At 63.6% G+C, this 12,090-nt stretch carries 10 protein-coding genes and 1 tRNA gene; 5 read left to right on the top strand and 6 right to left on the bottom strand.

What is annotated here, in order from left to right; translation table 11 throughout:
- The first annotated feature begins 226 nt into the window (after window positions 1-226).
- The 3 genes from G3446_RS17615 (at window position 227) to wecC (ending at window position 2,919) form a co-directional block, all read left to right on the top strand.
- Complete coding sequence (locus tag G3446_RS17615; RefSeq protein ID WP_164454147.1) at window positions 227-442, top strand: hypothetical protein; 216 nt, start codon at window positions 227-229, stop codon at window positions 440-442.
- Window positions 443-534: 92 nt separating this feature from the next.
- Window positions 535-1,656, top strand: coding sequence for a non-hydrolyzing UDP-N-acetylglucosamine 2-epimerase (wecB, locus tag G3446_RS17610; protein WP_164454146.1), 1,122 nt, complete (start codon window positions 535-537; stop codon window positions 1,654-1,656).
- Between the two features lie 12 nt (window positions 1,657-1,668).
- Window positions 1,669-2,919, top strand: coding sequence for a UDP-N-acetyl-D-mannosamine dehydrogenase (wecC, locus tag G3446_RS17605; protein ID WP_342450149.1), 1,251 nt, complete (start codon window positions 1,669-1,671; stop codon window positions 2,917-2,919).
- A 73-nt stretch (window positions 2,920-2,992) separates the two neighbouring features.
- On the opposite strand, the gene G3446_RS17600 is transcribed toward wecC, so the two are convergent.
- From G3446_RS17600 to G3446_RS17590, 3 genes are all read right to left on the bottom strand, one after another.
- On the bottom strand, window positions 2,993-4,540 hold the full coding sequence (locus G3446_RS17600; RefSeq protein ID WP_164454145.1) for an ATP-binding protein: 1,548 nt from the start codon (window positions 4,538-4,540) through the stop codon (window positions 2,993-2,995).
- 498 nt (window positions 4,541-5,038) lie between these two features.
- Window positions 5,039-5,115: transfer RNA gene (locus tag G3446_RS17595), tRNA-Arg, on the bottom strand.
- Window positions 5,116-5,264: 149 nt separating this feature from the next.
- Entirely contained in the window at window positions 5,265-7,271 is a 2,007-nt protein-coding gene (locus G3446_RS17590; RefSeq protein WP_164454144.1) for a UvrD-helicase domain-containing protein, read from the bottom strand.
- Between the two features lie 202 nt (window positions 7,272-7,473).
- Here G3446_RS17590 and G3446_RS17585 point away from each other — a divergent pair, with 202 nt between their 5' ends.
- Window positions 7,474-7,827, top strand: coding sequence for a DUF2782 domain-containing protein (locus tag G3446_RS17585; RefSeq protein WP_164454143.1), 354 nt, complete (start codon window positions 7,474-7,476; stop codon window positions 7,825-7,827).
- A gap of 353 nt (window positions 7,828-8,180) precedes the next feature.
- On the opposite strand, the gene G3446_RS17580 is transcribed toward G3446_RS17585, so the two are convergent.
- The gene (locus G3446_RS17580; RefSeq protein ID WP_164454142.1) at window positions 8,181-8,534 is read right to left on the bottom strand and encodes a PilZ domain-containing protein; all 354 of its coding nucleotides are present in this window, start codon (window positions 8,532-8,534) and stop codon (window positions 8,181-8,183) included.
- Window positions 8,535-8,800: 266 nt separating this feature from the next.
- Between G3446_RS17580 and G3446_RS17575 the strand changes: the two genes are divergently transcribed.
- A complete protein-coding gene (locus G3446_RS17575; protein ID WP_164454141.1) occupies window positions 8,801-9,310 on the top strand; it encodes a glycosyl-4,4'-diaponeurosporenoate acyltransferase CrtO family protein in 510 nt (169 codons plus the stop codon).
- Here G3446_RS17575 and G3446_RS17570 read toward each other — a convergent pair.
- Window positions 9,251-10,360 (bottom strand): glycosyltransferase, encoded by a 1,110-nt coding sequence (locus G3446_RS17570; RefSeq protein ID WP_164454140.1) that lies wholly within the window; start codon window positions 10,358-10,360, stop codon window positions 9,251-9,253. The genes G3446_RS17575 and G3446_RS17570 overlap by 60 nt on opposite strands.
- Window positions 10,361-10,555: 195 nt before the next feature.
- Window positions 10,556-11,953, bottom strand: coding sequence for a cell envelope integrity protein CreD (gene creD, locus G3446_RS17565; RefSeq protein ID WP_164454139.1), 1,398 nt, complete (start codon window positions 11,951-11,953; stop codon window positions 10,556-10,558).
- Window positions 11,954-12,090: the final 137 nt, after the last annotated feature.

Raw genomic sequence — 12,090 nt, 5'->3', positions numbered from 1 at the left:
GGCATCACCCTGAGCGGACTCTGGGACGATTTCGTCGCCTTTCGCATCCGCGAAGATCTGCGCCTGCGCTATGGCCACGCGACCGCCAATGCCGACTCATACCATGCGCTCGCGGCTTGATGCGCCCGCGCTCGGCAGGTTGCACCCGATCAAGAGATCAAGACGCGTTCGCCGCTGCTTAACTGTTCAAGGTTTCATGGTCTCGAAGCGATGCGAGGAGGGAATCATGGCGAATGAGCTTCTCGACACCATGCTTGGTCAATTTCAGGAACGCCTTTCTCTTCGTGCGCTGACTGCCGAGGCGCGTTTCCTGGGGGGCGAGGCTTTCGTGACCATCCGGGGCGTCGAGCCAAGTTCCGCGATGAATGAGTTGGCGCGGGCCATCGAGCAAGAATTTGACGAGTTGGACTTGAGTTTGAGGATTACGTTGAGGCTTTCCTGAAGCTGGGGCCGTCAGTGGACGAGGTGGTGTAGGGGACTTGGTCTGGCCTTGCGCTCGATCCTCTGAAAGGTGAGAAGGAGATGGATTCGATTATGAAGACATTGACGGTCTTTGGCACGCGCCCGGAAGCCATCAAGATGGCCCCCGTCGTCCAGGCGCTGGCGGCTGCCCCAGAGGTCGAGAGCCAAGTCTGTGTGACGGCGCAGCATCGTCAGATGCTGGATCAGGTGTTGAATCTGTTTGGCATCACGCCGGAATTCGACCTCGATCTGATGCAGCCTGGACAGGACTTGACGGACATCACGTCGCGCGTCCTTGCCGGCATGCGCGACATTCTGCGCGAGACGCGCCCTGAGTTAGTCCTGGTTCACGGCGACACGACGACGACCTTCGCGGCATCTCTTGCGGCCTTTTATGAACGGATTCCGGTCGGGCATGTCGAGGCCGGTCTGCGCACAGGCAACATCTATGCGCCATGGCCGGAGGAGATGAATCGGCGCTTAACTGGCAGCATCGCGGAGTGGCATTTCGCGCCGACGGAAGGCGCGCGCGAAAACTTGATGCATGAGGGTGTCCGGTCGGAGCAGATCACGGTGACGGGCAATACCGTGATCGACGCCTTGCTCAATGTGGTGGGCCGGTTGCGCGAGGACGCTCGACTGAGGGATGAGATCGAGCGTGATTTCGATTTTCTGGATCCCAGTCGGCGGATGATTCTGGTAACGGGGCATCGGCGCGAGAACTTTGGTGAGGGATTCGAGCGTATCTGCCGCGCGTTGGCCGAGCTGGCACAGCGGAAGGATGTACAGATCGTCTATCCCGTTCACCTGAATCCGAATGTGCAGGATCCGGTGCTCCGCTTGCTTGGGGGCAAGGACAATGTGCATCTGATCGGGCCGCTTGACTATCTGCCCTTCGTGGCCTTGATCGATCGAGCGACCTTCTTGATTACGGATTCCGGCGGTGTTCAGGAAGAGGCGCCCTCATTGGGTAAACCTGTCTTGGTCATGCGGGAGACCACCGAGCGTCCGGAGGCGGTCGAGGCGGGAACGGTTCGACTCGTTGGCACGGATGACGCGAAAATCGTGCGCGAAGCATCGCGCTTGCTTGATGATCCCGATGCTTACGAGACGATGTCGCGCGCTCATAATCCTTACGGCGACGGGCAAGCAGCACGAAGAATTGTGGGCGCGCTCACCTCAGCGACCTTGTAGGAGCATTCTGACGTGAATCAAAGACTTTGCATCATGGGGTTGGGCTACATCGGCCTGCCGACCGCCAGTCTGCTCGCAAGCAAAGGTTTTCAGGTGCATGGGGTCGATGTCAGCCCGCAGGTGGTGGAGACGATCAACGCAGGGCACATCCATATTCGCGAGCCGGCACTGGATATCCTGGTCAAGTCCGCCGTTCAAAGCGGTCGTCTGACAGCCCATACCGAGCCAGCGGCGGCCGATATCTTTATCCTGGCGGTCCCGACTCCCTTCAAAGACGATTTCGAGCCGGATCTGCGCTATGTGGAGGACGCGACCCGTGCCATTGCGCCCTATCTGGCAGCCGGCAATCTAGTGATATTGGAGTCCACCAGTCCGGTAGGCACGACGGAGAAGGTTGCGGCCTGGATCGCGGATGCTCGGCCTGATCTCGTCGTACCGAGACGAGGAATCCAGGAGATCGACGTCCCTGAGTCGGTTCATGTGGCGCATTGCCCTGAGCGGGTGCTGCCTGGACAGATCATTCGCGAGCTGGTGGACAATGATCGGATCGTCGGCGGAATCGATGAGGCATCGACGGCCGCTGCAGCGGATTTCTACCGCCATTTCGTAGCCGGAGAGGTCTTGGAGACCGACAGCCGGACGGCGGAGCTCGCCAAGCTGACGGAGAACACCTTCCGGGATGTGAACATCGCCTTGGCCAACGAGCTGTCGCAGGTTTGCGATCACCTCGGCGTCGACGTCTGGGATCTGATTCAACTCTCCAATCGGCATCCGCGGGTCAATGTGCTACGCCCTGGCCCGGGTGTCGGTGGGCACTGTATCGCTGTCGATCCCTGGTTCATCGTGCATTCAGCGCCCGAGCAGGCACGGCTGATTCGCATGGCACGCGAGGTCAATGCGGGCAAGCCTGAGCAAGTGGTGGCAAAGGTGCGCGCGAAGGCAGCGCGGTTTCAGAGCCCGACGATCGCCTGCCTAGGGCTTACCTATAAGCCGGATATCGATGACTTGCGGGAGAGCCCGGCGCTGTACATTACCGCGCAGCTTGGGCGGGCACAGGTCGGGCGCGTGCTGGCGGTAGAGCCGCACGTCGATTCCCTGCCGACGGCCCTGCAAGATACGAATGTCAGGCTTTGTGGACTGGATATTGCCTTAAATGAAGCCGACATCGTCCTCGGCTTGGTGGCGCATCGCGGGTTTCGAAAAGTTTCCCGTCAGACGTTGCAGGAGAAGATCGTGATCGATACCTGTGGGATTTGGCGGTAGGGGAAGAAGCAGCCATCGGAGCCAGTTTATCGGCGCGAGCGGGTGTTGCTTCGCCGGGAGCTTGGCGCTCGCCTCAGATCAGCCGCTCCACCTCGAACGCAACCAAGCTCCGCCGCTCGCGGCTGAATTCCGCGCCGATCAGATAGACCGGCTGGTCGCTGTTGCGATACTTGTCTGCGTAGCCGCGCTCCTTGATCTGCTCTAGCGCCCGCCCTTCCGGGGTAAGTTCGACCACCTTGAATTCGATGAGATAGATCTGGCCATTGAAGCGCATGGCGAGATCCAGTCGGCCGGCGTTGCTCGTCTCCTCCGGCGTGAGGTCGAGGCCAAGTGCGGCGAAGCAGGCGTAGAAGACGCTGGCGTAGTAGCCCTCGTACTGAGCAATGGGATTATTGCGATACCAGTCGACAGGGATGCTCGCGAACAGGCCTTGGAGCAGCGCCTCCAGCCCAGAAAAGTCATTGGACTGCAGGCACTGATAGAGCGTGCGGCGCTGCATGGCCGTACCCGTCTGAGGAGGTGTCCAGGCGTCGAGGAGGGCCGTATTGAGCGCCTGATAGACCTCTTGGTTGGGATAGCGCAAGCGATAGAAATAGGTCCCGCCGACCAGCTCCTCACGGTCGATGGTCAGATAGCCGGTCTGAAACAGCAGGGCCTCGGTGGCTATCTGCCCAACGTCGAAGCGCGATAGCAAGGCCGCATCCGTCTCCCATTGCCCCAGTGCCGGCAGCCAGGCCTGGCGCTCTGTCAACACATCGATGAGAAAGCTCGGTGTCGCGGTCTCGAACCACCAGGGGCGGAACTGGCGTTTATCGAACAGCAGCAGGACGTCGAAGGGGTTGTAGACCGACTCGCCGGTCCAGTTGTAGCCGTTGTACCAGTGGCGGATCTGGCGCCGGTCCAGCCCCTCGAGCTCAGGCGCAAAGACGCTGGCGAGGTCGTCCTCGGTATAGCCGCAGATCGCCGAGTCGTCCGGCGAGACGGTGATGTCGTTGAGGTTGTTCAGTCCCGAGAAGAGGCTGACCTTACTGAACTTGCTGACTCCAGTGAGGAAGGCGAAGCGGATGTGGGCGTCGGAATCCTTGATGACTGAGTAGAGATCGCGCAGCCCGTCACGAATCTCTCGCGCGACATCGGGATCGGCGAGGTTGTCGAGGATGGGCTTGTCGTGCTCGTCGACCAAGACCACGGCCCGCTCGCCACTGCGCGCGTGGGCATTGCGGATCAGCTCGGCGAAGCACCCGCTCGTCGACGGCTCGGTACAACCGATGCCGAGCGCCTCCTGGTTGATGCGGAGCTGCTCGCCGATCTTCTCCCGTAGGTCCTCGGACGAGCCCACCACGCCGCCACCGAAGCTCAGCCGGATGACAGGTGCGCGTCGGCTCCAATCCCAGCGCTCATGGACGAAGAGTCCGCGGAAAAGCGGCTCGCTGCCGGCAAACAGCTCGGCGAGAGTATCCAGAAAGAGCGACTTGCCGAAGCGGCGGGGACGCGATAGGAAGTAGTACTTCCCGCTATCGGCCAAGCGCCAGGCGAAAGCCGTCTTGTCGACGTAGTAGTAGCCCTCCTCGCGGATCTCCCGAAACGTCTGGATGCCGATGGGAAGTTTGCGACGGGCCATGGACTTTCTCGCCAAAGGGGGCTGATGGGCGGCGATCAAAGCGGCCTTGGTGATCGGTCGGTGCGGCATTCACCCCATCCGCAGGTGCTGGCGCGGACGCCCAGCCGCGCCCTTCTCGTTCCCGATGCCCCGGTGGCCTGCGACGCGACGCTGGAGCGTCGGCACTTGCTCCCACGCTGGAGCGTGGGAGCCAGACGCAAACCTGGCGGCCGCCGCGAAAGGGGCTGGGCCAATTCAGCGCCAATCGGGCGAGACAACCGGATAGGGCGATCTCCAGGAGCTTGGATATCAGATGAAGAGCGACACGCACCCGCTTGATCAAAGTCCGGTCGGGGCAGCCCTCGATTCTTGGGAGAGACACCCTGCGACGACTGGAGCCTGCCTCGTCGCGCCGGGGCGGCGCTCCCACCTGACGTTTGCCTGGCGACGGGGTCAGCTCGCGCTCGTTACACGAGCTCTCGGAAGTCGCCTGGCAACAGGAAAAGCATCGTAGTGAATTGGCGCGCCTGACAGGATTCGAACCTGTGACCCCTGCCTTCGGAGGGCAGTACTCTATCCAGCTGAGCTACAGGCGCTTGAGTGACTTGCGTTGGCCGAAGTGCGGATGTCTCGGCCTGAGCGGCCTTAGAGCGAAGAAATAGCACTCCATGGCCTAGCTTCGGGATTATCGCCGCTCCAGGCCGCTTCGTCAAAGTCCGATTTCGCTCGTCGGACGCTCTTGGGCTCAGTTGCCCTCCAGCATCCCTTTCAGCATATGCAGGTGGCTCATGCCGCGGGCTTTGCGGCTTTCGGGCGTATCGGTGCGCTCGCCGTCCCAGTCGAGCTGGTCCGGAGGGAGCTCGGCGAGGAAGCGGCTGGGCTCGCTGAGGATCCACTCGCCGTAGCGGCGTCGGCGGCGGGTCAGGGTAAAGGTCAGGGCGCGCTGTGCCCGGGTGATGCCGACGTAGGCGAGGCGGCGCTCTTCTTCGATGGTGTCTTCTTCGATGCTGCTGCGGTGCGGTAGCAGCTCTTCTTCCATGCCGACGAGGAAGACATGGGGAAATTCCAGCCCCTTGGCGGCGTGCAGGGTCATGAGGTGGACGCGATCGCCGCCCGCCTCCTCGTCCTGACGCTCCATCACGTCCATCAGGGTCAGGTGACCGACCATGTCGGCGAGCGCCTTGTCGTGGAAATCGCCTTTTTGGAGCTTGCCGAGCCAGTCGAGCAGGTCTCCGACATTCTCGTAGCGGCGCTCGGCGACACGCTGGCTCGAGGCGTGCTCGCGCAGCCATGCGTAGTAGTCGATGGTCTCGATGAGCGCCCGCACGGCACCGACCGGGTCATTAGCAGTGCGACGCCGGTGCTCGCGGATCATGTCTACAAAGGCGCCGAGGCGGTCGCGCTGCCGCTCGCTCAGATGCTCGGCGAGCCCGGGATCTTCGCAGCCCGCAAGCAGGCTGATGCCTTGCTCGCGCGTGTAGTCGGCGAGACGCTCTAGGGTCGTGGGTCCGATCTCGCGGCGCGGGGTGTTGACGACCCGCAGAAAGGCGGCATCGTCCTCGGGATTCGCCAGCAGCCGCAGGTAGGCCATGGCGTCCTTGACCTCGGCTCGGGCGAAGAAGGAGGTGCCGCCGCTCAGGAAATAGGGAATGTTGTGCTCGCGCAGGGCCTTCTCGAAGGGCCTTGCCTGATGGTTGCCGCGAAAGAGGACAGCGACCTCGCCGAACGGCACCTTCTCGGCGAAGTGGAGATGAAGGATCTCCGAGGCCACGCGCTCGGCCTCGTTGGCCTCGTCGGAGCAGCGCAGGACCCGGGGCATGTCGCCGTCCCCATGCTCACTCCACAGACGCTTCTCGAAAACGTGCGGATTGTTGGCGATCAGGGTGTTCGCGAGGCCCAGGATGCGCGCGCTCGAGCGATAGTTCTGGTCGAGCATGATGACCTTCAGGTCCGGGTAGTCCTCCTGGAGCCGCGCGAGATTCTCCGGCCGCGCGCCCCGCCAGGCATAGATGGACTGGTCGTCGTCGCCAACCACCGTGAAGGCGCCGCGCGCGCCGGTCAGCAAACGCACCAGCTCATACTGGGCGCTATTGGTGTCTTGATATTCGTCGACGAGGAGATAGCGCAGGCGCTCCTGCCAGGCTTCCAAGAGCGCTGGCTGCGACTGAAACAGCCGAGCCGGCGCCAGGATGAGATCGTCGAAATCCACGGCGTTGTAGGCACGCAGACTCCTTTCGTAGTCCGCATAGAGCCCTGCCAAGCGGGCCTCGAAGTCGTCTTCCGCGCGGCTCAGCGCCGTCGCCGGGTCGATGAGGTCGTTCTTCCAGCGGGAGATGCGATGCTGGACGGCCGACGGGCCGATGGCATCCGCCTCGGTCGTTCCCCGCAGGTGCTCTTTGATGAGGGCTTCCGAATCTTGCGCATCCAACAGCGAGAAGCCGCGACGCAAGCCCGCGGGCTCGGGCGAGCGGCGCAGGATGTCGAGGCCGAGGGTGTGGAAGGTGGAGATCCGCAGGCCGCGCGTGTTGACGTGCTTGAACGCTTGACTGACCCGCTCGCGCATCTCGCGCGCGGCCTTGTTGGTGAAGGTCACCGCGCAGATGTGCCGCGGCTGCAGCCCTCTGTCCTCGATGAGATAGGCAATCTTTCGCGTGATGACGCGGGTCTTTCCCGAGCCGGCCCCGGCCAGCACCAGGAGCGGGCCGGCGGTGTAGCGCACCGCCTCGCGCTGTCGCGAATTGAGTCCAGGCATGAGGGTCCTGCGGGCGGCCTCGGGCGAGATCGCAAGGACCGAGCCGAGGTCAGGGTTCTGAGGAGTAGGTATCGACCGCGCGGCATGGCCGAGCGCCCGGAACGAGCTGCGGAGTATGCCCCAGCGGGGGCGCTTGGACGAGCATTTCGCCGGCGTTCATACTACCATTCGGATCTGAGCTTTGACGCGCAATGGTGAATTCGTGCCCAAGAGAATCCTAACCGCAACGACCCTGGCGCTAGCGCTAGCGCTCGGGGGCGTCAGCGCACAAGACGAAACGGACGACGGTGCTGCAGGGTTCTTGCAGGCCCCAACGGTGGAGCCATCGCCGGTCACTGGCGAGGCCGTGGAGCCCGAGATCGCCATCGTCGAGGAAGGCGACCGGCTGATCTACGAGTACCGCGTGCGCGGCGTGCTCTACATGGTCAGGATTCAGCCCCAGGTGGGACCGCCCTACTACCTCTACGACCTCAACGGGGACGGGTTGATCGACGCCCAGGACAGATCGCCCAGGAACACCTCGATACCGCAATGGGTCCTGTTCGAGTGGGATTGACCCCAGCTTCGCCAGGAGCTCGCAGGCTGGCCGTTCGCCCAGATTAAGCGACGAAGAGGGTGAAGAAGGGCCGCGTAGGCGCGGCTAGGGGACGAAGCCCAGCGTAGGAAGCCTCACAACGGCCTGCTCTGTTGGACCTCCTACGTCGGCCCAAGCGGCGCAAGACAGGGACGTCGCGATGCGGCGAAGAACAGGGCGAGCGCAGCCCCCTATGCCGTCCGCTCTGGTCCTGCATTTCACTCCGAGCCGGGATCCCGGCGTTGAGATGGCTGCCATTCAGTGTTGGGAGTGTCGGCCTCTAGGCCGACACGTGTTGACCTGGAGGCCAACACTCCCAGTGTCGCAGGCTCATGCTAGGCTGAGATCTGCCGCATCGAGCTCACGACCTGGGCCGACGGAAAGGCCGGCTGCTCGGGAAACTGCGGCAAACCCTGAAACAGCTCGGCCTGCAGCTCCCTGAACATGACACCGATCCCCGTCGCGCCGCGATGAACGACGACGGCGGGGATCAGCCAGCCGCGTCCAAGCGCATGCAGCTCCAGATCCACCATGGTTCCAGTAGGCAGCGTTAGATTGCGCACCTGCAAAAACATCCCATGGTTGGAAAGATTGGTCCCTTTCGCGCTGATGAAGCGCCGCTTGCGGTAGCTGATATGCACTTCCAGCTCAGTGGGATAGCGGGCGCAGTAGCGGTGCTCGATGGTCATCACTGCAAAGGCTCCTGAAACAGCTTCACTTATGCCCTATGGTAGGCACTCAAGTTGACAGACAGGTGCCGCCAAGATGACGAATTCATGAAGCCGTTTCGAAGCCCGTCGGCGTGCTCGCCCCCGATCGGAGCCGCGCGATGCCTGCGCCGAGCGCCCAGCCTGCGCTGCCCCCGTCGTTCCAGCTCGCCAAGCCCGACCTGCAGCGGTCGCGTGCTGGAGGTAAGATTGCGCGCTTTGTCGCACACCCACCGAGAGCACCCAACGTGTTAGCGATCGCCGGCCTCTACGCGGCCATTTGGCTTGGCATCCATTTCGGCGCGGGCTATGTGGCGCATCGTTTGCCGGCGGGTATCCTGGAGAGCCTGCCGCTGGTCAGCCGTTGCTACGGCTGGGAGGCCTCGGGTCGCGTCTACGAGCGCGCAGGGATTCGACGCTGGAAGGATCACTTGCCCGAGGCCGGGGCCTTCTTCGCCGGCGGCTTCTCCAAACGCCGCCTGGGGGGCCAGGATCCCGCCTATCTGCAGCGCTTCGCGCTCGAGACCACGCGGGCCGAGTGCTCGCATTGGCTGACCTGGGCGATGGCGCTCAGCTTCTTCGCTTGGAATCCCTGGGAGGTCGGCGTGGTGATGCTGATCTATGGGGCCATCGTCAACGCACCCTGCATCCTGGTGCAGCGTTACAACCGCGCCAGGCTGCTGCGAGCGATGCGAGCGCTAGCTCGGCGTGCGCACCGGGATGGAGCGTCCCTTCCAGCGAACGCTGTTGCGCACTAGGGTGCGATAGATGGAGCGGAAGAAGATGGCGACGAAAAAGGCCAGCGAGAGCGGATAGGTCAAGGCAGTGCCCAAACCAAAGTTGCCGAGCCGACGCAGCAGCCACCAGAGCTGAGCGACATAGGCCAGGTAGGCGGCCGCCCCGGCAATCACCCAGATGCTCAGCCCATCGCGCGCCCAGCCCACCATGGCGTCCACTGAAGCGACTGCGCCGTAGATCCACCAGGTGATCATCGCCAACATCAGCGGATCCGTGGTCATGGCGCCGCGCGCGAAATTCTTGGTCCAGCCATCGGCCAGATCCCGCAGGCCGCCCGGATACATGCGGAAGGAGATGGTCCCCTCGCCGATGAAGTTGGAAGCCCGAACCCCGCGCTTTGCCATCTCGCGCCCAAGGGCCACGTCGTCGATGATCTCGGTGCGCACCAGCCGGTGCCCGCCGGTGCGGAAGTAGTCTTCCCGCGAGCAGACCATGCAAGGCCCGAAGCTGCCGTTCGATTTGACCGCATCCCCGGCGAGCGTGAACGAGCGAATGCTGCCCATCATGATGATGAAGAACATGGCGGTGAGCCGCTCGTAGGCCTTCAGCATAAGGTGGTAGGGCTGAATCGAGACCAGGCCGCCGTGCTTGGCATGGGTGCCGACGATGCGCCGCAGCCCCGTCGGCTCCAGCGCGGTGTCTGCGTCCAGAAAGACGAAGAGATCGCCTGTTGCCGCTTGCGCGCCGACCCAGCAGGCGTGCGGCTTGCCCAGCCAGCCGTGGGCCAGCTCGGTCAAGGTGAGCGTCTTGGCCCCCGCGGCGCGGGCAAGCTCGGCGGTCGCGTCCGTGGAGTTGTCATCGACGACGATCACCTCATAGCGGCCATAGTCCTGCGCCTGCAGTGAGGCGAGGAGCGGCGGCAAACGGGACTCCTCGTTGCGCGCGGGAATGATGACCGACACCTTGACGTCGTCGGCACGCTGGGGGAGCGGCGGGCAGGTACGCATCCGTCCGAGAAAGACGAACGCAAGGCTCCATGGCAGGAGCAGCCAAAGTAGCTCGGTTGGCACGGTGGGCAGACTCGTTTCTAGCGTTTGGGAAGATGGTGCGGCCTGCTCGAGATCGGCCCAGCACGCATGACCTAGCGATCAACTGCAGTATGGCGGCCTCCCAGCCAGTTAGCAAACTTTTCGCCGCAGATTCAGCAATCTGCGCGCCGGCCGCCGGGGCGATACGGCCACCCCGGCAGCCCGGCGAATACGCCCTCAGCCGCGCCTCGGCTCCAATGCATACCAATCCAGATTGCGGGTCAAGACCATGGCCAGCGCCAGCAGCCCGAAGAGCAGCGTCGAGCCCATCAGCAAGGCGATATCCTCGGAGATGAGCAGGCCATAGAGCGCGCCGAAGAGCACGGCCAGCAAGACCGCGAAGGCGAGCCCGCGGCGACGGCTGCCAAGCACGGAGCTGAGATAGACGCCTTGCAGCCCGACACAGGCGAGCGTTGCCACCGCATAGGCCAGCGCAAAGGCGACATGCTCCGAGAGACTCAGCAAGAGCAGGAAGAAGAGCGCCAGCGCAAGCCCGACTAGCAGGTACTGCGCCGGATGAATCCGCAGCGACTTGATCAGCTCGAAGAGAAAGAAGGCCGCGAAGCTGAGACCGATGAACAGGATTCCATACTTCAAGGCACGATCGGCCATGGAGTAGACGTTCACCGGCTCGATGAAGCGCACGCCGAGCCAGTCGGCACAGCCAGACCCACAAGGCCGATCGGCCGCGACCTGCGCCCGCAGGGCAGCCGGCGCCTCCGTCGCCAGCCCGGAGACTTCCCAGACAGCGCTGAAGCCATCGGCGCTCACGCGCTGGCTATCGGCGTTGGGCAGGAAACGCCCCTGAAAGCTGGGATGGGGCCAGGTCGACGCCAGCGCGATCCGGGTGCTCTCGGCGAGCGGGACGAAGCCGACGGACGCGGTCCCGCGGAATCCGAGGGCGATGCGAAAGGCGATCTCACGCGAAGCATCGGACGCACTCGACGCCGGCTGAGCTAGAGCCAGACCTGGCAGCTCGGCATGGATCCCCTTCGGCGCCGCCTTGCCCAGCATGGTCCCCTGCTCGAACCCATGCTCGGTGCCGCCCCAGTCGAGCACCGGCGCCCGGGCGATGCCTCGCGTATCCGTGATGCCCAGACTCAGATAGGCCTGGCCCCAGGTGATCCTCGCGCCCTCTCGACGCCCCTGAACCTCGGGCGCCGCCGGGATCTGGAAGTGCCCCTCGATCACCCCATTCAGCTCGTAGACCAAGGCCTTGAAGAGGCCACGCCGCTTCAGGGCCGTGTCACCGGAAAACGTCATCTGCACCTGCCGAGGCATGATGAGCGTCTTGCCTTCGGCCTTCACCTCGCGGGTGCGCCGGGTCCGGCGCGTCCCACCTTCGACCGGCTCGTCCGCCCAGTAGCTCTCGGTATAGGCCTGGGTGTAGGGCAGCACGAGGACAGGCCCCAGAACCATCTGCGCCCCGGCGGAGCTCGCCGCGATCTCAGTCACCACGGCGCGCTGCCGCGCCGCGCGCTCGCCGACCAGCTGGTCCACCATTCCCAATGGCACCGCCAATGCCAGTACCAGACCGAGCGTCACGGCGGATTTGATCACTAGGGCCTTCTGCATCAGTTGTCTCCTGCGTTGTTGAGCCTCGGAGACAGTGTGGAAGGCGGGTTTGAAGCCCTGATCGAGGCCGAGTGAAGCCTCTGTGAAGTTGTGTGAAATGGCAGCGACCAGAAAGATCCGAGTCGGCCGAGGTCGGA

It is taken from the genome of Thiorhodococcus minor (assembly GCF_010820565.1).
GTDB lineage: Bacteria > Pseudomonadota > Gammaproteobacteria > Chromatiales > Chromatiaceae > Thiorhodococcus > Thiorhodococcus minor.
This window is presented reverse-complemented; position numbering and strand designations above follow the sequence as displayed.

What these genes read in the sequence shown, in the direction of transcription:
- creD (WP_164454139.1), bottom strand. Translation starts at nt 11,953, where the DNA reads ATGCAGAAGGCCCTAGTGATCAAATCCGCCGTGACGCTCGGTCTGGTA.
- G3446_RS17580 (WP_164454142.1), bottom strand. Translation starts at nt 8,534, where the DNA reads ATGACCATCGAGCACCGCTACTGCGCCCGCTATCCCACTGAGCTGGAA.
- G3446_RS17590 (WP_164454144.1), bottom strand. Translation starts at nt 7,271, where the DNA reads ATGCCTGGACTCAATTCGCGACAGCGCGAGGCGGTGCGCTACACCGCC.
- G3446_RS17600 (WP_164454145.1), bottom strand. Translation starts at nt 4,540, where the DNA reads ATGGCCCGTCGCAAACTTCCCATCGGCATCCAGACGTTTCGGGAGATC.
- wecB (WP_164454146.1), top strand. Translation starts at nt 535, where the DNA reads ATGAAGACATTGACGGTCTTTGGCACGCGCCCGGAAGCCATCAAGATG.
- G3446_RS17615 (WP_164454147.1), top strand. Translation starts at nt 227, where the DNA reads ATGGCGAATGAGCTTCTCGACACCATGCTTGGTCAATTTCAGGAACGC.